Genomic DNA, 22,532 nt, shown 5'->3' with positions numbered 1-22,532 from the left:
TTTGTGGTTAGTTGGTTTTTAAAGTGAATTCAAGGTACAATACTGTATGTATTCTTTAGAACTCTTTTTGTTTAAATTATGCTTTGTTTAGTTTTAATTTAGGTTTTTGTGGTGAATTTTAAGTCGATTTAAGTTTGTTGTAAGGGGTTAACAGCAAAATACTAATAAATATTTAAGAAATAAAAAGGCCCGTCTTTATAGACAGGCCTTTTTAATGTTTAGTTTTTTTTTGTTTTTATTTGCCTGTTTCTAAAACAAACTCAAAATTGTATGTGCCCGATTTTATTATAAATTGAGGTAAGGTTTCAGATAGTGTTCCGCCAACACTCATTTGTACAAGGTCAAGATTTAAGGTGTAAAAACCTTGTTTCTTTAAATCAAAAGGGTGTTTGGCTTCTTCTATATTTTTAGCAGAATATGGCCATATAGAAAACCCAAATTCTGGTGCGCCTGTTACTTTTAATTCTTGTTTATTTTTGTTTGTTAATTGTAGCCACCTAGCATCCGATCTATTTCCATTTTCTTGCGGAAAAATGTAATTATAAAACAAATTGTCTGTTTTAAAATTGAAAACATCAACTATGGTTCCTCTTTTTCTATCAATATAATTTTCCCAAGGTCCTTTTCCGTAAAAAGAAGCACTTTTGTAACTGTCTGGTACTCCTAAAGTCATACCATATCTTACTAAGCTAGGTAAGGATGCTTTGGCATCCATAGTCATATTTACAGTAATACGTCCGTTATTTAAAAAGGTATAAGTAATGTTTAAGGTTAGGTCTTTGTTAAACGAACGGTTAACAATAATCTTTTTACTTCCATGTTCTGTATCTTCAACCTTTACACTATTGGTTTTAAGTTTATCAACCATACCTTTCCAATATTTTTGAGATTTTCTAAACAGCTTACTGCTTGCACCTCTAATATCGTTATCTACTGGTGGACGATAAAAGTTTGGTTTTAAAGGCGAAGCAAGTTGCTCTTTTCCGTTTGAAATAAAAGAAATTAGTTCGCCATTGTTTTTTGAAATCTTAGCTGTAAATGTTTTGCCTCTAACCACAATTTCTCCTTCTTTTTCGTCAGTAGAAACTATAGATTTAGATTTTGAAGTATATATGTTGTTTTTCGATTTTTTTTGAATAAGAATTTGGTCGTGAGCAATTTCAAAACCTTTTGAAGCCCAAAAACGATCTGTTTTTTCGTGTACCGTTATATTTAACCAATATTCTGCATCTTCTTTAAATTTTATTTTCTTAAAAGGTATGTTTAATATGGCGGTAGAGCTTGCGTTTACATCTGGATTTAATATGGTTCCAGATTGTAGTGTTTTTCCGTTTTCTTTCACTGTCCATTTAACTTCATACTTGTTTAAGTTTGTAAAGTTTAAATGATTGATTGCAGAAATTTTTCCGTTTTTAATATCACTATCTTTAAAGTTAAACGGTTGAAATATATATTTACACTCCCAAGCATGTGGGTTTGGTTTTTTGTCGGGAGAGAAAACACCGTTTATACAAAAGTTTTTATCGTTAGGGATGTCTTTAAAATCGCCTCCATAGGCATAAAACATTTCGCCTTTATCATTTTTAGTTTCTAAACCTTGATCTATCATATCCCAAATAAAACCACCAATAAGGTTCTTGTTAGCATGAATTAAATCCCAATATTCGCCTAAGCCACCAATAGAGTTACCCATGGCGTGTGCGTACTCGCACATAATAATAGGTCTGTTTATATGTTTGCTTTTTGCCATGCTTTCTAACTGATAAATCTCAGGATACATTCTGCTTAAAACATCTACGTAATTAGGGTCGTCTGGATTAGCGTGAGCAGGGCCTCTAAATAATTTCTGACCTTCGTCTCCTTCTTTATAATCTGGATGAGTTGGGTCGCCTTGAGCACCTTCGTAATGTATAAAACGCGACGGGTCGTAATCTTTAATCCAACCTGCAGCAGCAGCAAAAGCAGGGCCAGATCCAGCTTCGTTACCCATAGACCAAGAGATTATGCTTGGGTTGTTTTTATCTCGGTCTACCATGCGCATAATTCTGCTTAAAATGGGAATAGCTAAACTGGGTTGTTGGGGAGCGTAACTGCCTAAATGATGCGTTTCTATATTGGCTTCGTCCATAACGTAAAGACCGTATTTATTACATAAATCGTAAAAGTAAGGATCGTTAGGGTAGTGTGAAGTGCGTACAGCATTAAAGTTGAATTTTTTTAACAATTTAACGTCGTCTTCCAAGTCTTGTCTTGTTAAAGCTTTACCTCTAATAGGATGGTGGTCGTGACGATTAACTCCCATTATTTTTACGGGTTTACCATTAACAAGTAATTCGTTGTCTTTGCTAAAAGCTACTTGCCTAAAGCCTACTTTTTGGCTTCTAGATTCTACTATATTTCCATTTGGATCTGTAACATCAAAAACCAGTGTGTATAAGTATGGGTGTTCTACCGACCATTTTTTAGGATGTTTAATATGAGCTTCTAAAAATGCAAATTTTGTAATGTCTCGTTGTGGCCATCGTTCAAAATGTATAGCTTCAATACTACAAGACATTGGTGTTTTTAAAACTTTATTGTTATTGGCATCGTATAATTCGGCATTTATTTTCCAATCTTTAAGCTTTTCTTCGTCTCCCTTCATCCAAATGTAAGGCCGAATTTCTAGCTTGGCATCTTCCAATTTAGTATCAAATTTTGTTCGTACAAAAAAGTCGTTTAACGCAATTTTTGGTTGCGCCATAAGCATAACATCTCTATGTATTCCGCTTAGTCGCCACATGTCTTGGTCTTCTAAATAGCTTCCGTCACTCCATCTAAAAGCTTGTACAGCAATTCTATTTTTTCCTTCAGTTAAAAAGTTAGTAATGTCAAATTCTGCTGCTAATCTGCTACCTTGACTGTAACCTACTTTTTTACCATTAATCCAGACATAAAAAGCAGAAGATACACCTCCAAAGTGTAAAATAACAGATTGGTTGCTCCAATCTTTTGGAACGGTAAAATCTCTAAAGTAACTTCCAACGGGGTTGTCTCTATATTTTTCTATGTATGGAAATTGAGGTGGGTGTGGCCCCATGTAGTTAAAATTTCTAGTGCCACCATTTTCAATATCAGGTGTAAATGGGTAAATAATATTACTATAAATAGGTTGCCCGTAGCCTTCTAGTTCCCAATTAGACGGTACTGGTATATCGCTCCAATTTGTACCTTTAAAATCTTTAGCAATAAAATCTTGCGGTCTGTCGCTAGATTTTTCAACATATTTAAATTTCCAAGTTCCGTTTAAAGACTGTATTCTAGAGGTATTTCTATCTCCTTTTAAAGCATCTTGATGGTTTAGATAAGAGTAACTAGGTACACGAGATCGTAGTTTGTTTTGCTCGAACATAAGTTCGTTTTCCCAATCGTTTTGGGCAAATGCAAGCGGCATTCCACATAGAATAAAAAGTGCTAAGCATAGTTTGTTTAGTTGTGTCATGAAAGTTTGTTTTTTTATGTCGAAATTTAATTATTTAATCTGAATGTTTTATTGAATTGAGGCATATTATCGAGTTGCCATTGGGTTTCTTCTTTTTTAGAGTGAAACCATTGCGGTTGTATGTTAGATTTGCTCCAGTTTTTTGCTTCTGTAACTATTTTTTGAAGAATTTCTGGGTGAGTTTTACTTAAATCATTGGCTTCTTTAATATCTTTTTCTATGTTGAATAGCTTCCATTTTTGATTATGAATTTTTAAAGCTTTCCATTCGTTTTGTCTTACACCAACATCGCTGTAACCTTTTTTATGTCTTAAAACATAAATGTTTTCATTTTTATAAGAGTTCTTGCCAGTTAAAAGGTTATTCCAAATGTTCTTGCCATCTAGTATTTTTTCTTTAGGTATTTTTGCACCTGCAAGACTGGCAAAGGTTGGGTACAAATCTAAAGCAGATATGGGTGTGTTTGTTTTTTGGGCAGCGGGCACTACTTTTGGCCAATGGAAAAACATAGGAACACGATATCCGCCTTCGTAAGTGCTTCCTTTGCCTTCTTTTAAAGGGAAGTTCGAGGCACCTGCAGTTGTTTTGCCTCCATTGTCGCTAAAGAAAACAATAAGAGTGTTTTCGTATTGCCCTGTGGTTTTTAAATCTTCAATAATAGTTTTAACACCTCTATCTACAGCATACACCATAGCAGCATAAGTAGATCGTTTTTTATCTTTTATATCTTTAAAAAGTTTGAGGTCTTCTTCTTTAGCTTCTAGCGGTGTATGTGGCGCATTATAGGAAAGATACAAGAAAAAAGGGTCTTCTTTTTTTGATGCGTCTATAATAAATCGAGATGCTTCTCTAGATAAAGCGTCTGTAATATATGCGGTTTCATGTACTTGTTTACCATTGTGTTCTAGAGGATGGAGGTAGCTCCAAATATTTTTTTTGCCATTTTCTTTTTGTTTTATATAATCGGCTCTATATTTTTCGGGAAAATAACTGTGTCCTCCACCTAAGAAGCCATAAAAGTCGTTAAAACCTCGATTGTTTGGGTGGTATTGCTCGTCGTCTCCTAAATGCCATTTTCCCATAATTCCTGTAAAATATCCTGCATTTTGTAATACTTTACTAATGTAGGTTTCGTTGGTGTCTACACCTTTCCCCTTGGCATCTGCAGCGTTTGGAGGTAGGTTAAATTGTGCGCCTATTTTGTGTGCGTATCTTCCCGTCATTAAGCTAGCTCTACTTGGTCCGCAAAATGGGTGAGCAACATAGGCAGATGTAAATATAGTACCCGCTTTAGCTAAAGCATCTAATGTTGGTGTTTTAATATCTTTGGAGCCATTAAATCCCACGTCTGAGTAACCTAAATCATCGCATAAAATTATTAAAATATTTGGTCTAGGTGGGGTAATTGGTGTAGAGGTTTGTTGGGTTTTATTTGTATTTGTTTTTGTAGAATTACAACCAAACATGGTAATGAAAATACAAACTAAAGCAATTAATTTATGTGATGAGCTCATGGTTTATTTCGTGTTTTTTGAGAAATAAAAAGAAATATATTAAAAATCAAAATTCTAACTTACCAATAATATAGCTAGTAAGTTAGAATTTATTTTAGAGTTAATTTTACCTAAGCGTATGGCTTTATAGATTTTTTAATTCTTTGCGCATTCTTGCTAAAAAGGGATTTAATTCTTGGTAGGTTTTATTGGTTAATTTAATAATAGCATTATTAAAAGTCTTACTAGCCTCTTTGTTTTTGGCCTTTTTTTCTTCGGCAGTTATTACTCCGTCGTTTTCTTGTTTATTAGATTCTGCAAAGGCTAAAACCATTGCGGTTCTATAATCTGCAAGTTCTTTTTGTTGAGTTTTTGTTAAATTATATTCTTTAGTAGCAGCATCAACAAAATGTTTGTTTAGCTTTTGTTGCCATTTATTTTGTCCGTAAGTTGCTGTAAAAGCTAAAGCCAATACAAAGGTTAAAAGAATTTTTTTCATAATATTTATTTGTTATTAGTTTACTGTTTTTTGCCATACTCTTAGGTATTCAATTTCGAAATCGACAATACCATCATCTTTTTTGTCAGACGAGCTATTGGCTTCCAAATCGGCTTTGCTATCTGGTACACCATGCCAAGGGAATGTTTCTTGGTCAAACCAAAGTTTAATAGGTTTAGTTATTACGTAGTTTTCGCTGGCGCCATTACCACCACCATGGATAGCATCGTCGTAGTTGTTTATTTCGGTTCTAGAAATACTTTTAAACAATTGTCCGTCTATGTATATTTTAACACCATCAGCACTCCATTCGTAGCCATAAACATGAAAATCATCAGCAACCCTAAATCCTAAATCATGATGTTCTGTATAAGTAGTTTTTCCACCGCCACCACCATTTTTTTCGGGTGCCCAATCGTGTATAGACCACCATAACTCGTTATCTTTCCATAGTTTAGAAGCTTGTTTGTGGTCTCCAAACATTTCGAAAAAATCGAATTCAGTATTATTGCCCGTTGCCCAAAAAGAGCTAGTTACCTCTGCATCGGCTGCTTTAGATTTTACTTCAAGGTAACCATATACAAATTCGTTTTTAGTTATAACAGCTGCAGTGGTTAGGTTTTCGTATTTAGTGCCATCGTTGGCTGTGGTTGGCGAAAAATTATAATCAGGATCCCAACGTGTTTCTAATTTTAATTTACCATCTTCTACGCGAACATTTTCTGTAGAAAATTGAGAAGGTGCTCGCCCTCTAAAATTAGATTGAAATTCGCCATTTTTACCCTGTATTAACCATTTTGTTTCGTCTATTGTAGTGCCTTCAAACTCATCACTAATAGAGGTGTTTAAAACCCAATTACCAGAGTTTTTTTGGTCTGAAAGCGGGTAGTCATTATTAATATTTGCTAACTCAGGAGTTTCTGTTTGTTCTTCTTTATTATCAATTTTATACACAGAATCGTTACTAGAACATGATAGTATAGATGCGATAATAAAGCTTGTAAATAACCATTTATTTGCAGAGCTAAAGAGTGTTTTTTTACTTGTGATGTTTTTCAAAAGGATTTTTTTTTGGATAAAATCTATTATTCTTTAATTTCTAAAAACTCTACTGGAGCATTTTGGTGGTTTATGTAAGCCACACGAATACCTTCGGCAGGAGAAAAAATGTTGCCTAACAGTTCGTGTCCTTCAATGGCGTCTTCTATACTGTCAACAAAATAAGATACATGCGGTAATGTTTTTACCATAGGGTGTGCTGTGCTTCCTTTATCAAATTTAACCCATTCGATGTTATATTTATTTTTACTAAAATCGGTATATTTAAAATTTCCAGGTTCGCAGTATCCATCCCAGTTTTTTTCTTCAGTTGTTGGTATGCCTATATGGCTAAACTTGTAATTCATGTTGTGTAATTGTTTAGTTGTTAGATTTTTAAAAGTGTTTGTGTTTACAAAGCAACTGTATATCTCTGAATAAGCAACCTTAAAATTTACCATGTTCTAAGCTTAAATTACCAGATTTGTATAATGGTAAATAGTTACTTTATTTTAGAAAAGACTGATGGCTTTATTTTAAAGATTTAAATAAAATAGGTGCTAAGTGATAAATTTTAACGAATTTTATGCTGCGAAAGTTTTTACTATTTTAAAAGTTTTTGTAATTATTAATAGATGTTAATTTCAATAGTTTTAATTTGAATTTCTTAAAAAAAGAAGCTGTTAAGTATGTTTTTGTAAAAAGATTTATAGCTCGTTTATTGTTTGTTTTTATATTGGTTTGCGGTATTTCTTGTAAAAAAAATAAAACAGAATATATTGCTGTTTCTAAAGAGGAGAAATCTATGTTTTTATCTGGTAAACAAATACCAGATAGCTCTTTTTTAGGAGACGAAACTTGTAAAAAATGTCACGACAATCAGTTTAAAGACTGGCAAGGTTCGCATCACGATATGGCTATGCAAGAAGTTAGCGATAGTTCTATTTTAGGCGATTTTAATAATAAGACATTTAAAAGTCAAGGAGTTACTTCTAGATTTTTTAAAAAAGATGGCGATTTTTATGTAAATACAGAAGGAAGAGACGGTCAAAATCATGATTATAAAATAGAATATGCTTTTGGTGTAACACCTTTGCAACAGTATATTGTTAAATTTCCAGATGGACATTACCAATGTTTAAGAACAGCTTGGGATACAAAAAAGAATAAATGGTTTGATTTATATCCAGATTTTAAAGTTGTGCATTCTGAATGGTTGCATTGGTCTCGTGGCGGTTTAAATTGGAACACTATGTGTGCAGATTGCCATTCTACAAACGTGAGAAAAAATTACGACCAAGAAACCCATAGCTACAATACTAAATATGCTATTATAAACGTAAGTTGCGAAGCTTGCCATGGCCCAGGAAAACAGCATGTTGCAGATGTAAAAAGTTTAGGAGATAAGTATAAGCCTTCTGGAAGTTTAAAAATGACAGCAGATACTGCTCCAAAAGACTTAGTAGACCAATGTGCGCGATGCCATATGAGACGCGAACAATTCTCTGAGTTTTATAATTTTGAAGGGTCTATGCTAGACCATTATTCGCCTCAACTTATAACAGAAGGGTTGTATCATGCAGATGGGCAAATTTTAGACGAGGATTATGTATACGGTTCTTTTGTACAAAGTAAAATGTACCACAATAATGTTACCTGTACTAACTGCCACGATGCACACTCTTTAAAATTAAAATTTGATGGCAATAACCTATGTACACAATGTCATGTTTCAGAAACTTATAATACACCAAGTCATCATTTTCATGAAACAGGTACAGATGGAGCAAAGTGTATAAATTGCCACATGACAGGGAAAACGTATATGGGTAACGATTATAGGCGCGACCATAGTTTTAGAATTCCACGTCCAGATCAAAGTTTAAAATATGGGACACCAAATGCATGCACACAATGTCACGAAGATAAAGACAACCAATGGGCTTGGGATAATTTTAAGAAACAACATGGTGTGCCAGATTACACGCATTTTTCTGATTTATTGGCTCCCGGAATTACAAGACAAGCCAATGGATTAGAATCGTTAACAGAATTGGTGAAAGATACCGTATATCCAGATATAGCTAGAGCATCTGCAGTAATGGCAATGAGTAATTATGCTAACCAAGAGGTAATTAATAATTTAATAAGCTTTTTAAACGATGAGTCGCCTTTAGTTCGTGGTGCTAGTTTAGATGTGTTAAGCGAAATAAATACTACCGATTATGTAAATGCTTTTTTACCGTTACTAAAAGACGAGAAACGCTCTGTTAGAGTAAAAGCCTTTTTTGCTATTGGCGGGTTAAATGAAATGCAAATTCCAGAAGCTTATAAGTCGGTTTATAAAAATGTTAAAAAAGAGTTTGAAACTTATTTAGATATAAATGCAGATTTTACTGGAGGACGAATAAAACGAGCGAGTTATTACTTAAAAAAAGGAGATATACTTAACGCTATAAAATGTTATGAAAACGCCTTAGCTATAGATAATATAAATAATTTAGCACGAACTAACTTGGCAAACTTGTATTATAGAAATGGTAATGTTGATAAAGCGGAAGCAGCCTTTAAAACAATAATTAAACAAGAGCCAGAATTTGGGCAAACATACTACTCTTATGCCTTGTTGTTAGGTGAGTTAAATAGAACAGACGAGGCTATTGTACAAATGGAATTAGCCATAAAATATATGCCAGAAAACGTAAGGTTTTACTATAATTTAGGACTGTTGTATAATAAAGTAAATAATTTTTCTAAAGCCGAAAGTACAATAATACATGGGTTAAAACGAGATGCTACAAACGAGAATTTACTATATGCTTTGGCTTTTATTTATTCTAAAAACAGTAAAACAGAAAAAGCTAAAAATATAGCAGAGCGATTAATAAACTTGTATCCTAGTAATCCTCAATACAAAACGTTTTATCAACAATTAAGTGCTATGCAATAAATCTATAATATGGTTTATAACGTTTTTATTCCTTAATTTTGCATTTTAGATATTAAGATTATTTGAAGAAAAGTTACAAATTTTGTAACTTAAGGCGTAATTGTACGTCTAATTTATTATTTATCGTTAATTTATAATAGCACAATTTATAGAAACAAAACTATGTTAACTCATCTCAAATCTCCGTTGGATGTTCGTATAAGCTTTAATAAGCTTTTAGAACAATATGAAGTCCTTGCCCAAAGCGACAACGCTTTTATTGCGGCAAAGGCGAAGCGTATTTTGGAAGAACAAGCTCCTTATCCAGAGTTAAGAGAAGGTTTTTCAGATTTTTCTAAATTAGAAACTTACAAAGATCAAATAGGTGTTATTTTGCAAGATTCGTTTAGTGCGGTATTAACAAATAACGAAATAAAAACAGCATCTGTACCGTTTCAAAATGTTATTTTTAATTCTTCCGAAAGGTTTAAAAGAATTATAAGAACAGCAGGCGAAGATTTTAATTTGGAGATTAAAAACTTACCAGACGACGACATGTATATTATTGCATGTACAGTTATTCTAGGGTTTTGTTATGGCTATAATTTAAATTTTAAACGTCCGTTTTATTATCAAATACCAGACGAAAATGGTGTTTTGCGTTTTTATAAAATACTATATAATGCAGATTTTATAGAAATAATACGTACAAATAAAGCAAAAGAGATAACACAAGAAGATTACGAAGAATTACTAGATAATTATGATAATGTAGGGTTATGGAAAGAAAAATTTCCACCAAACAGTTATATTTTTAAAGGCTTTGTAATATCTAATATTTTTGATGTAACAGACGATCAGTCTATATCTAATATCAAGTCAACATTAATAGGCGAAGACAAAAGAAAGACTAAAAGTTTTATGGAAGATTTTCATGAAATATTTCGTTCTTTGTTAGGCTTAAAAGACTTGCAGGTAGGATTTTCAATTTATAACGAAGAAGAAGATCAGTTTGAGCGTGTTTATGGTGTTGGTATGAATAGCTTTTTATTAAATAAGCGAGAAACAGCATCTTGTGCTGATGCTTTATGTAATTGGTCTTACAACAGGTTGCTAAAAGAAAATAAATTTTTTACTATTTCTGATGTAGACAAAGCTTTTAATAAGTACGAGAAACCTTCGCCACACGTTAGTATACTGCACAAGCAAGGAATTAAGAGTGCTATTTTTGCACCTATTGCAAACGAGAGTGGATTGATGGGAATTTTAGAAATAGTATCTAAAAGGCCAAAAGTACTTAATAGTGTTATGGCTAATAAGTTAGAAGACGTAATGCCTTTTATTGTATCTGCAGTAGAACGCTCTAAAGCAGAAGAAGAAAACTTAATAGAAGCTATTATTCAAAAAGAATGTACATCTATACATCCAAGTGTGCATTGGCGTTTTGCTAAAGAAGCAAGAGCCTTTATTAAGGCAGAATTTAATAATGAAAAAGCAGCATTTAATAAAATAGCTTTTGATAATATTTATCCGCTTTACGGTCAAATAGACATTAAAGGTTCATCTGAAGCTAGAAATAAAGCAACCAAAGAAGATTTAGCTTTGCAATTAAACTCGGCTAAAAATGTTTTTGAAAGAGCTATAAAAATTGAAAAACTACCAATATACGAACAGTTTGTATCTGAGATAAACGATTATTTAGAAGGCTTAAGAAACCATTTTCAGGTAGATAGCGAACAGCAAATATCTAGCTTTTTTAAAGAAGATGTAGAGTCTGCTTTTAAACATATTTATGTTATAGACGAACTAAAACCATTAATTGATAGTTACTTTGACTCTATAGACGATAAAGTAAATGTGCTTTACAATCATAGAAAAGAATACGATGATACCGTAGCTATGATTAATAAAGAAATGGCTTCGCTTTTAGATGAAAAACAAGTAGAAGCTCAAGCTATGTATCCACATTATTTTGAGCGTTTTAAAACTGATGGTGTAGAACATAACATGTATGTTGGAGAATCTATTACTAAAGAAGATTCTTTTAACCCTATATATTTATATAACTTACGTTTATGGCAGCTGCAAGTTATGTGCGAAATGGAAAATGCGTATTACCAAATGCAATCGAATTTTCCTGTAGCACTAGATGTTGCTTCGATGATTTTGGTGTTTAGTCAGCCATTATCTATAAGTTTTAGAATGGACGAAAAACAGTTTGACGTAGATGGTACGTATAATGCACGCTACGAAATTGTAAAAAAGCGTGTAGATAAAGCTTATATAAAAGGAACAAGAAAACGTATTACAGAAAAAGGGAAAATAACTATTGTATATTCTCAAAAGCAAGACGAATTAGAATATTTAAGATATATTAAATTTTTACAATCTAAACATTATTTAGATACCGATGTAGAGATTGTAGAGCTGCAAGATTTACAAGCTGTAACAGGTTTAAAAGCATTACGAGTAAGTGTGCTGTATCATAAAAAAGAAGATGATAAAGAGTTTTATACTTACAATGATTTAATGAAAGAAATAAAAGCTTAGTTTTAAACTAAGCTTTTTGCTTTTTATATTTTCTGCCAAACCATAATAGCGTGCCTGTTACTGGTAAGCTAGCGGTTAGCAAGCTAATTATAAAGGCTATTATTTTTCCTGTAATACCTCCAATAGATCCAATATGGATGTCGTAATTCATCCTAAGTATTTTTTCGGGAAACTTAGCGTCTTCATATTTACCGTAAACTCCAGGAGTTTCTATTTCTTCTAAAGTATTTTGATCAAAAAATCTAAAATCAGAATCGTAAAATAAATCATTACTATTAGATACTTCTATATAAACACTTGAAGAGTCGGTTTCTGGATAATGTAATTCAAAACTTTCGGCATTAGGCGATTCTTTTCTAAGCTTTACAATTAATTTATCAATAGCTACAGTGCTATGGCTATTAGGTTCGCTTGTGTTATTAGGAATAATAAAAGCAGGTGCTTTGTCGCCTCCGGTAGATATATAAACTACATATTTTAACCAGTTGTAAGACATTACAGAACCTGTAAAAGCGAGAACTAAAGCTAAAGAGCAAATATAAAAACCAATAACGGTATGTAAGTCGAAGTTTTTTCGTTTCCAACGGGTTGTTTGTTTCCAATCAAACTTAATACGCTGTTTTAGGTTTTTACGCTTTTTGGGCACCCATAATATAAAACCAGAAATTATAATAAAGATAAAAAGTAAAATTGAAGCGCCTACTATTTGTTCGCCTATGGCTTTTGGTAGCCATAAACGCATGTGTCCTTTTAAAATAAAAGCAAAAAAACCAGTAAGGTGATTGTCTACTTGAATAACCTTACCTGTGTAAGGATTTAAAAATGCGCTTTGATAAAATTCTGGTTCAGCATCATAAAAAATAACTTCTATAGCATCGTCTGCTTTTCCAAAAACACTGCCATGTATGGTGTTGTTAGGAAATATGTTTTCTGCTATTTTTTTTACTTCCGTGGGTGTTAAAATGGCTTGGTTTTGTGGTGTTACTTTTTTGTATTGATTGTATTGGTTTTCTATTTCGGTTCTAAAAGCCCAACAACAACCAGTAATGGCAACTATAAATACAATAATGCCTGTAGCAAGCCCTAAAATTTTGTGTAATGTTAGTATGTGTTTTCTTATAGCCATTTTATAAATAAAAGAGAACCTTAAAAAGGTTGCCTTTATGTTTTTAGGTTAAAATTTATAATCGAAAGATGCTAAAAATGTTCTGTTTTGCTGTGGTGTTAATGTGCTCCAACCAGAATAGTATACTTCGTCTGTTATATTATTGCCCTTTACACTAACTCTAAAAGTATCGTTTTCGTAATAAATAGAGGCGTTATAAACCGTGTAAGCAGGCAAAGTAAAGCCTCCAGAATTTGTGTAATCGCTCATGGTATTGTAGTCGCTAGCGCCATTAAATCCTGCTCCAAACCCAAAGTTTTTAGCAAATCCTTCAGTAAATTGATAATCTCCCCAAAAGTTGTAAAGTATATCAGACCCTGCTTCGGCTGGGCGTAAGCCTATTAAATTTTTTAATGTGTCAGATTTAGTTGTTTCAGAATCATTATAACTAAAGCCACCACGCAGGTTTAAACCAGTAATAGGGCTAGCATTAATTTCAAGTTCTACACCTTTACTTTTTACTGTGCCATCTTGTGTTTTTCCTGTACCAAAGCCCATAACTTTATCGTCTACAGTAATGTTATAGTAGTTTATAGTTGCTTCTAGTTTATTGTTAAATAGGTTTGTTTTAACACCAAATTCTATTTGGTTAGCTTGTTCTAAATCGTATGATTGTAAAATGGTACCTGCCGATGGATCGTTAATGTTTATAGGAACCAATTCTGGATTTACATAAGAAAAACTGTTTTGGTAGTTTGCAAATATTGAAAGCTCGTTTAATATAGGCTGAAAAACAATACCGAATTTAGGTGAAAATGTAGATTCGTTATAAGCTTGGTGGTCGTCTGATGGATCGTTAATATCGCCTTTATACTCGAACCTGTCGTAACGCACACTAGCCATAGCCGATAAGTTGGGTAATATGTTTAATACATTAGAAATATAAGCACCAAATACATTTTGTTTTGTTTTTATATTCGAGTTGTCTAGTTTAGAAGTAATTGCATTTAGATTTTCTGCGTTTACGTCTTGCTCTCCAAAAATTAAATCACCTTGAGCATTTACAGAGTGCATGTAACCCCAACCAGAACTTTGATCAGTAATTGTAGATTCTAAATAATCAAAACCAATTAAAAGTTTGTTTTTTAAATTGCCTAACTTAAAATCGCCAGTAAAGTTTTGTTGTAAGTTTAACGTTTTTGTTTTGGCATTAGTGTTTTGAGCATATAAAGCAAAATTGGGTGTGCCTTGTGGGTTTGAAACATCTGTCCAATCTGCAAAGTTCCATAAATAGGTGTAAAAACCGTTAGATTTTGCAACACCTCCAGCTATAATAGATTGTGAAGACCAGTTGTCAGAAATTTTGTAAGCAGCTTCAGCTCTATAGTTCTGTGTTATATTTTTTATAACAACATCATCGTTTGTTAACGATTTGTCTTGGTCGTAATTTAATTCTTTAACAGTGTTAAACACTAAAGGAGCGCTTCTGTTAAAGAATAAGAACGTTTGGTTTGTTTGCTCGTTATCAGACGCTTCGTAAGCAAAATTTAATGTTAGTTTGTTATTTACTTTATATGATAGTGAAGGTGCTACAAAAACAGATTTTTTAAACCCATAATCTTGAAAACTATTGTCTTTTTGGTAACCAGCATTAAAACGTAACGATACTTTATCGCTTGCACTTACATTAACATCGGCATTTAATTTTGCAAAATCGTAAGAGCCTCCTGCCACAGAAATGCTTCCGCCTGTGCTGCTATATGGTTTTTTTGTTACTATGTTTATTAAACCACCGTACGAGGTAATAGAACTACCAAATAAGGTAGCCGAAGGGCCCTTAATAACCTCTACACGTTCTACGTTAGATGGGTTAATAAAACCATTTGTAATACCAGCAACGCCATTAACTAGTTGTGGTTGTACAGAAAAACCTCGAATAGAATAGTATCCAGCGCCATCTCCGCTTCTACCTGTAGAAGACCATAATTTATTTACACCAACAGCATTTTTTAAGGCGTCTTCAAAACTATTAACAGATTGGGAGACTAGTAATTGGTTGGTAACAGTGCTGTATACTTGAGAGTTTTCAATGTTTTTAAGAGGCATTTTAGAAACGTAAGCACTTTTCTTTCTAGAAAATTTATTTTTCCTTTTTGAGTCTAAAACAACCTCTTGTAAAAGTTCGTTTCCTTCGTAAAGTATTATTTCTCCTAAATTAACCGTGTTATTATTTATTTCAAAAGTTATTTCTTTGGTTTTATAGCCTAAGTAAGATATAGAAAGTACGTAATTACCGTTGGTAACATTAGAGATTTCAAATTGCCCATTATCATTTGTTTGCGCGCCTTTAGTTGTTTTTTTTATTATTGTATTTACACCAAATAAAGCGGTGTTAGAAGAATTGTTAATTTTTCCTTTTATGCTTCCAGATTGAGCAAAAGAAAAAAGACTAAGCATTAATAAGATGGTGAGAGTAAAATTAGTTTTCATTTATTTTTATTTAGACTTATTATAAATTGTAAATTTCAGCAAAAATATATTCTATAATTAAACTGTGCAATTTATTTATAATAAATCTAAATAAAAATGTTAACTTATTGTTTGTTAGCTTATTGCGTGTTTGTTTTTAAATTGTAACAGCGCCAGAGTACCTAAAAGCTATAGCAAAGGCAATAACGCTTATTATAATGCCTATCATAAAAACAAGGTAGGTAATTCTAAGTATTTTATATTTTTTATCTAAAACTAAGCCTAGAAAATATAAGTCTTTTTTCATAGAAGAGTATAAGTAGTCTCTATCTTGCATCATTTCTCCCATAGCCCATTCAAAATCGTGTAAACTCATCTTATGGAAGTTTCCAAAAAATAATAAGTTTACTTTTTTAGCTGCTACATCTTCTTTTGTAAACTTTCCGCTAGTAACATTTGGTCTGGTGGCAAGAATAGAAAGAACTATAGATATAACTGTAAAAATTACAAAAATAACGGTAGGCGTAATTAAGTATGCATTGGAGGCGTTATCTAATTTAGAAACCAAGTTAGATAATACTAAAGAAACAATAATAGCATTTACAGATAGTAAAATATTGGCTTTTGTATCGGCAATATTACTAAGTGTAATGTGGTTTTTTAAAGTAACACGAAACATGGTTTCTATACCGCGTTCAGGCATTTCTACCTTTTCTTTTTTAAACTTTAATTCTTCTTTTTTTTGTTTTAATTTCGAGTTTTGCTGGTCTAGTTTCTTTTTTTCATTTAATAAACCAATAAGGTTTTTGCCTTTTCTTTTGTCCCAATTAGAAACAGCTTCAACAGAGTAAAAGCGGTGTTGTGTAGAAAGAAATTTAATGTTTTCGTCTAGCCATTCTGCTTCGGTATAGGTTTTATTACATGTAAGTTCCCATTCTTTTCTAAGTAATTCAGAGACTTCAGCGTAATTTTTACTCCCAATATGCGAACAATCTGCATCGCACATTATTTTTTCTAGTTGGGTTTTAGGCACAGCACCCATTTTAGTTATTAATATTAAATTGGTAATAGTATTAATTTGTGCTGGAGTGTATTTTAAATTTTCTAAAATACCTTTAGCCATTATGGCGCCTTCTTCTTCGTGTTTGTTAATGTTTTTTATGTAGCCTATATCGTGTAACCAAGCAGCAGATAAAAGCAAATCTTTGTCTACGTCATTAATTTTAGAAAGCTCGGCTAGTTCTGTAGCTTTTTCTACAACACGTCTTGTATGTGATAAATTATGATAAGTATAAGAGGTGTCTAACTCTTGGCTTAAAAGGTTTGTAACATATTTTTCAACTTCAGAAATAGGCATAGGTTCAATAGGTAAATTATTTAGTAAAAATACTAAACTTTAATAACATAAAAATTAACTGTGCAAACGTAATAATTTGTCGTAAATTTTAGTTAAGCTTTCAAAAATGAATATTTATTAAAAAACTGTAAGGTTTAGAAGTGCTTTTCGACTTAAATTTGCACTTTATAACATGTGGTATTTACAATATTAAAATAAAGGACAGAGTATGCTTACTTGGAAAGATATTATTAATTTTTCTGTTAATGGAAACCCAACTCCAATAAATAGAGTGGAAAAAACAGAAGCAGAATGGAAAGCTCTATTATCGCCAGAGCAATTTAGAATTACACGTTTAAAGGGAACAGAGCACCCGCATAGTGGAGCGCTTTGTAGTATTTATGACGAAGGGCAATATAATTGTGTATGTTGTAATACACCATTGTTCGATTCTACAATTAAATTTAGTTCTGGCACGGGTTGGCCAAGTTTTACACAGCCTATAGAAAAACATGCTATTAAATACAAAAGAGATACATCTTTTGGTATGGTACGTGTAGAGGTTATGTGTAATACCTGCGATGCGCATTTGGGGCATATATTTCCTGATGGCCCAGAACCTAGCGGATTAAGATATTGTGTTAATTCAGAGTCTATGAAAATAGAAAAAAATAAAAAATGAATAAAGAAAATTTACAAATAGCCACAGTTGGTGGTGGATGTTTTTGGTGTACAGAAGCAGTGTTTCAAGAAGTGAAAGGAGTAGAGAAAGTTGTTTCTGGATATTCTGGTGGTAGCGTACCCGGACACCCAACATATAAAGAAATATGCTCTGGTTTAACAGGGCATGCAGAAGTAATTCAAATAACTTTTGATGCAAATGTTATTTCTTACGAAGATATTTTAGTTGTTTTTATGACTACTCACGATCCTACAACATTAAACAGGCAAGGAGGCGATGTTGGTACACAATACCGTTCGGTAATTTATTATCACGATCAAAAACAAAAAGATACCGCAGAAAAGGTACTGAAAGATGTAACGCCTTATTATGATGACGCTATTGTAACAGAACTTACTGCTTTAGATGTTTTTTATAAAGCCGAAGATTATCATCAAGATTATTACAGAAACAATCAAAGTGAAGGCTTTTGTAGTTTTGTAATTACACCCAAATTAGCCAAATTAAGAAAACTACATGCCGATAAATTGAAGGGGTAAAATCATGCAATTAAATATAAAAGATACATTTAATACACAATTACCAGCAGATACGGTTATAGAGAATACAAGAAGACAGGTTAAAAACGCCTGTTTTTCTTTTGTAAAGCCAAAGCAAACTGCAAAACCAGAGTTGTTACATGTATCTCCAGAAATGCTAAAAGCCTTAGGTTTAACCCCAGAAAATGCTGAAGAAACTGAGTTTTTAAATGTGTTTACAGGAAATACTGTTTATAAAAACACACAGCCTTTTGCCATGTGTTATGGTGGGCATCAATTTGGTAATTGGGCAGGGCAATTAGGCGACGGTCGAGCAATAAATCTATTCGAGGTAAAATATAATAACACCCAATGGGCAGTGCAATTAAAGGGCGCTGGCGAAACACCATATTCTAGAACAGCCGATGGCTTGGCTGTATTACGCTCGTCTATTCGAGAGTATTTATGTAGCGAAGCCATGTTTCATTTAGGTGTGCCAACAACCCGAGCATTATCTTTAGCCTTATCTGGCGATCAGGTTTTAAGAGATATGATGTACAATGGTAATTCTGCTTACGAGAAAGGCGCAATTGTATCGCGTATTGCGCCAAGTTTTTTGCGTTTTGGTAGTTATCAAATTTTAGCTGCAAATCAAGATATAACAACCTTAAAAACGTTAGTAAATTATACTATTAAAAACTTTTTTCCAGAGTTAGGTGCGCCTTCAAAAGAAACGTATATCGCCTTTTTTAAAACAGTAGCACAGCAAACATTAAAAATGATAGTGAACTGGCAACGGGTTGGTTTTGTGCATGGTGTAATGAACACTGATAACATGTCTATTTTGGGGTTAACCATAGATTATGGGCCATACGGTTGGTTAGAAGGTTTCGATTTTGGTTGGACACCAAATACTACAGATGGGCAACATAAACGCTATAGATTTGCCAATCAGCCTAATATGGGGCTTTGGAATTTATATCAACTAGCGAATGCTTTATATCCTTTAGTAGATGAAGCAGAGCCTTTTGAAACTGTTTTAGAGCAATATAAAACCGATTTTGAAAAGTTATCGTTGAGTATGATGCGAGATAAATTAGGATTAATTATTGAAGATGATGCAGATAAAATGCTAATTCAAGATTTAGAAGATAATTTACACCTTACAGAAACTGACATGACTATTTTCTTCAGAAATTTGAGTAACTTTTCTCTAGATGAAGCTTCAAAAGGATTAAATGTTATAAATGATGCATTTTATATTCAAGATGAAATAACTGAAGATGTTAAGAGTAAATGGAATGCTTGGTTTAAACGTTATGCAAATCGTTTAAAATTAGAAGAAGCAAATTCCGAAGAAAGAAAACAGCAAATGAATCTTGTTAATCCAAAATACGTTTTACGCAATTATATGGCGCAATTGGCTATAGATAATGCTAATAAAGGCGATTACCAATTAATAGACGTCTTATTTAATTTGCTTAAAAAACCATATAGCGAACAACCAGAAAACGAAAAATGGTTTGCCAAACGTCCAGAGTGGGCTAGGCATAAAGTGGGATGCTCTATGTTGTCGTGTAGTTCTTAAATTGTAATGTTTAATAACGCAAAAAAAAGTGTATGAAATTAGGATTAGGTACAGCAGCTTTAGGAAGACCACAATACATTAATATACGCCAAAAACCGTCTAACTATTTAAATTTAGACGCTTTTAAGCAAGAAAGTTTTGCTACACTCGAAGAGGCTTATAACTTGGGGGTTCGTTATTTCGATACAGCACCAGGTTATGGTTTAGCAGAACAATTGCTTTTAGAATGGTTAAAAACTAAAGATGATAATGCTATTGAAGTAGCCACAAAATGGGGTTATACCTATGTTGCAAACTTTAACGCAAAAGCCAAAGTACACGAAGTTAAAGACCATAGTGTAGAAAAATTAAAAGAGCAGTGGTTGGTTTCTAAAAACTTGTTGCCTTATTTAAAAGTATATCAAATTCATTCGGCAACTTTTCAAACAGGGGTTCTTAAAAATGACGAAGTATTAAGTTATTTAGCTTTTTTAAAAGAGACTTATAAGATTAAAATAGGGTTAAGCTCTACAGGATATAATCAAGTTGATATTATAAAAGAAGCCTTAAAAGTAGCAGTTAATGGTGTGCCTTTATTTGATGTTTTTCAGGTAACTTATAATGTGTTGGATCAAAGTTTAAAAGCAGTTGTAGAACTTTTAAATAAACAAAATAAACTTATAATAATAAAAGAAGCATTGGCAAACGGACGTGTTTTTAGAAATAAAAATTATCCAAATTACAAACTAATGTACGCAAGTTTAGAAGCATTGGCAAACAAATATAGAGTAGGGGTAGATGCTATTTGTTTGCAATACTGTGCGCAAACTATCCCTAATAGCAAAGTGTTAAGTGGTGCAGGTAATTCTCGACAGTTACAAGATAATTTAAAGATGAATGCTTTTGTTTTATCAGATTTAGAAATAGATGAGATATCAAATTTTAAAGTAAATGCTAAAGTGTATTGGCAAGAACGAAAGGCGCTTAAATGGAACTAATTTAAAATGAGCAAAGAGCAAAAAATAGCATTAGGTGGTGGTTGCCATTGGTGTACAGAAGCTGTTTTTCAATCTTTAAAAGGAGTAACAAAAGTAGAGCAAGGCTATGTGGCATCTATTAAAGAAAACGAGTGGTTTTCTGAGGCGGTTATAGTTTACTTTAAAGAAGCACAGATACCTTTAAAAGCCTTAATAGAAATACATTTACATACGCATAAAAGTACAAGTAATCATACTATGAGAAATAAATACCGATCTGCAGTTTACTTTTATACTTCACAACAAGGCGAACAAATTAATGCTATATTAAAGGGGTGTCAAAGAGAATTTAATAACCAGATAATAACAAAATCAATGCTTTTTAATGGGTTTAAGCCATCCAGTGAAGCTATTCAAAATTATTATAAAAAAAATCCTGAAAAACCTTTCTGTAAACAATATATTAATCCGAAATTAAAATTATTACGCAGTAAATACTCAAATTATATAAAGTTAAATTAAGGAAATTCAATTTATTCCGACTCTATTTTTAGTAGCCATATTTCCTTAAAATAAATCGAATTATGAAAAGCATAAGATTAAAAATAGAGAACAAGAAAGGGATAGCATTGCATGCTTATTTAGAATTGCCAGCAAATCAAAAACCTAATAAATATGCAGTTTTTGCTCACTGTTTTACATGTTCGAGCTCGTTAAATGCTGTAAAAAACATTAGTAGAGCTTTAACTCAATATGGTTTTGGTGTTGTGCGTTTCGATTTTACAGGTTTGGGAAGAAGTGACGGTGAATTTGCAGATAGTTATTTTTCTGCAAACGTTGCAGATTTAATTGCTGTAAGCGATTTTATGGCGTTTAATTACGAAGCGCCATCTTTGCTTGTTGGTCACTCGTTAGGTGGTGCTGCTGTTCTTTATGCGGCATCTCAACTAGATAATGTAAAAGCTGTAGCTACTATAGGGGCACCGTCTACAGTAGGACATGTTACACATTTATTTTCTCATGGCATTGATGCAGTTAAAGAGCAAGGTGAAGTACAAGTTAATATTGGTGGGCGTCCTTTTATAATAAACCAAGAGTTTGTTGAAGATTTTGATAAAACCGATTTGGCATCGGTAGTTAAAAGTTTAAGAAAACCGTTGTTAATAATGCATGCACCAACAGATAAGATTGTTGGTATTAAAAATGCAGAAGAACTTTATTTGCAAGCCCATCATCCAAAAAGTTTTGTAACTTTAGATGATGCCGATCATTTATTAACCAATTCTAATGATAGCAATTATGCTGGAAATATGATTGGTACTTGGGTGCAGCGTTATTTTAAAACGCAAGAAAACACCATGTTAAATACTAGTGGCGAGCAACTTGTAGGGCATTTAAATATTGTTGAAGATAATTTTACAACCACCATACAAAGTAAAAGACATAGTATGATTGCAGACGAGCCTGTATCGGTTGGAGGAGCAGATTTTGGTCCGTCTCCTTACGAATATCTCAATGCTGCATTAATAGCTTGTACAGCTATGACGCTAAAAATGTATGCCGAGCGTAAAAAATGGGATTTAAAAGAGGTTTTTGTGTATGTTACACACTCTAAAAAACATAGTGACGATTTAGGTGTGCAAAGTGATATGCCAAAATATTTAGATTATGTAAATAAAAAAATAAAGTTGATTGGCAATTTAGATGATGCTCAAAAAAAACGTTTAAAAGAAATTTCATCGCGTTGTCCAGTGCATAAAAGTTTAGTAAGTCAAGTAGTTATAGATACAACATTTATAAACGATTAAAGCTTGCGTTTAAAATAAAAAAAAGAGTAACTATAAGTATTTTAATGGTTCGTATATAGTTTTCTTATGCTAGTTTAATA

16 protein-coding genes are annotated in these 22,532 nt (G+C 32.6%); 8 read left to right on the top strand and 8 right to left on the bottom strand.

Annotated features, from left to right (window positions below; genetic code table 11):
• Nucleotides 1-235: 235 nt before the first annotated feature.
• From ABD715_RS15250 to ABD715_RS15230, 5 genes are all read right to left on the bottom strand, one after another.
• Nucleotides 236-3,481 carry a glycoside hydrolase family 2 TIM barrel-domain containing protein gene (locus ABD715_RS15250; RefSeq protein ID WP_344789175.1) on the bottom strand — a complete coding sequence of 1,082 codons (3,246 nt, stop codon included), beginning with the start codon at nt 3,479-3,481 and terminating at the stop codon, nt 236-238.
• 26 nt (nt 3,482-3,507) lie between these two features.
• On the bottom strand, nt 3,508-4,995 hold the full coding sequence (locus ABD715_RS15245; RefSeq protein WP_344789174.1) for a sulfatase-like hydrolase/transferase: 1,488 nt from the start codon (nt 4,993-4,995) through the stop codon (nt 3,508-3,510).
• Between the two features lie 124 nt (nt 4,996-5,119).
• Nucleotides 5,120-5,473, bottom strand: coding sequence for a hypothetical protein (locus ABD715_RS15240; protein WP_344789173.1), 354 nt, complete (start codon nt 5,471-5,473; stop codon nt 5,120-5,122).
• 15 nt (nt 5,474-5,488) lie between these two features.
• Nucleotides 5,489-6,532, bottom strand: a complete 1,044-nt coding sequence (locus ABD715_RS15235) for a family 16 glycosylhydrolase (protein WP_344789172.1) — start codon at nt 6,530-6,532, stop codon at nt 5,489-5,491.
• Between the two features lie 26 nt (nt 6,533-6,558).
• Nucleotides 6,559-6,879 (bottom strand): hypothetical protein, encoded by a 321-nt coding sequence (locus ABD715_RS15230; protein ID WP_344789170.1) that lies wholly within the window; start codon nt 6,877-6,879, stop codon nt 6,559-6,561.
• Nucleotides 6,880-7,169: 290 nt separating this feature from the next.
• On the opposite strand from ABD715_RS15230, the gene ABD715_RS15225 reads away from it, so the two are divergent.
• Nucleotides 7,170-9,461, top strand: a complete 2,292-nt coding sequence (locus tag ABD715_RS15225) for a tetratricopeptide repeat protein (RefSeq protein ID WP_344789169.1) — start codon at nt 7,170-7,172, stop codon at nt 9,459-9,461.
• Between the two features lie 162 nt (nt 9,462-9,623).
• Nucleotides 9,624-11,990 carry a GAF domain-containing protein gene (locus ABD715_RS15220; protein ID WP_344789168.1) on the top strand — a complete coding sequence of 789 codons (2,367 nt, stop codon included), beginning with the start codon at nt 9,624-9,626 and terminating at the stop codon, nt 11,988-11,990.
• A gap of 7 nt (nt 11,991-11,997) precedes the next feature.
• On the opposite strand, the gene ABD715_RS15215 is transcribed toward ABD715_RS15220, so the two are convergent.
• From ABD715_RS15215 to ABD715_RS15205, 3 genes are all read right to left on the bottom strand, one after another.
• The gene (locus ABD715_RS15215) at nt 11,998-13,116 is read right to left on the bottom strand and encodes a PepSY-associated TM helix domain-containing protein (RefSeq protein ID WP_344789167.1); all 1,119 of its coding nucleotides are present in this window, start codon (nt 13,114-13,116) and stop codon (nt 11,998-12,000) included.
• 48 nt (nt 13,117-13,164) lie between these two features.
• Nucleotides 13,165-15,585 (bottom strand): TonB-dependent receptor domain-containing protein, encoded by a 2,421-nt coding sequence (locus ABD715_RS15210; RefSeq protein WP_344789166.1) that lies wholly within the window; start codon nt 15,583-15,585, stop codon nt 13,165-13,167.
• Between the two features lie 136 nt (nt 15,586-15,721).
• The gene (locus ABD715_RS15205; protein WP_344789165.1) at nt 15,722-16,921 is read right to left on the bottom strand and encodes a Pycsar system effector family protein; all 1,200 of its coding nucleotides are present in this window, start codon (nt 16,919-16,921) and stop codon (nt 15,722-15,724) included.
• A 208-nt stretch (nt 16,922-17,129) separates the two neighbouring features.
• Here ABD715_RS15205 and msrB point away from each other — a divergent pair, with 208 nt between their 5' ends.
• The 6 genes from msrB (at nt 17,130) to ABD715_RS15175 (ending at nt 22,452) form a co-directional block, all read left to right on the top strand.
• Nucleotides 17,130-17,582: a peptide-methionine (R)-S-oxide reductase MsrB gene (msrB, locus tag ABD715_RS15200; RefSeq protein WP_344789164.1), complete on the top strand. Its 453-nt coding sequence runs from the start codon at nt 17,130-17,132 to the stop codon at nt 17,580-17,582.
• A complete protein-coding gene (gene msrA, locus ABD715_RS15195; RefSeq protein ID WP_344789163.1) occupies nt 17,579-18,121 on the top strand; it encodes a peptide-methionine (S)-S-oxide reductase MsrA in 543 nt (180 codons plus the stop codon). The genes msrB and msrA overlap by 4 nt, the downstream gene beginning before the upstream one ends.
• A gap of 4 nt (nt 18,122-18,125) precedes the next feature.
• The gene (locus ABD715_RS15190; RefSeq protein ID WP_344789161.1) at nt 18,126-19,688 is read left to right on the top strand and encodes a protein adenylyltransferase SelO; all 1,563 of its coding nucleotides are present in this window, start codon (nt 18,126-18,128) and stop codon (nt 19,686-19,688) included.
• 32 nt (nt 19,689-19,720) lie between these two features.
• Nucleotides 19,721-20,665, top strand: a complete 945-nt coding sequence (locus ABD715_RS15185; RefSeq protein WP_344789160.1) for an aldo/keto reductase — start codon at nt 19,721-19,723, stop codon at nt 20,663-20,665.
• Nucleotides 20,666-20,671: 6 nt separating this feature from the next.
• A complete protein-coding gene (locus tag ABD715_RS15180) occupies nt 20,672-21,166 on the top strand; it encodes a peptide-methionine (S)-S-oxide reductase (protein WP_344789158.1) in 495 nt (164 codons plus the stop codon).
• Nucleotides 21,167-21,228: 62 nt separating this feature from the next.
• Nucleotides 21,229-22,452 (top strand): bifunctional alpha/beta hydrolase/OsmC family protein, encoded by a 1,224-nt coding sequence (locus ABD715_RS15175; protein WP_344789157.1) that lies wholly within the window; start codon nt 21,229-21,231, stop codon nt 22,450-22,452.
• Nucleotides 22,453-22,532 lie beyond the last annotated feature (80 nt).

It is taken from the genome of Postechiella marina (assembly GCF_039538365.1).
In the GTDB taxonomy this organism is placed as follows: Bacteria; Bacteroidota; Bacteroidia; order Flavobacteriales; family Flavobacteriaceae; genus Postechiella; species Postechiella marina.
This window is presented reverse-complemented; position numbering and strand designations above follow the sequence as displayed.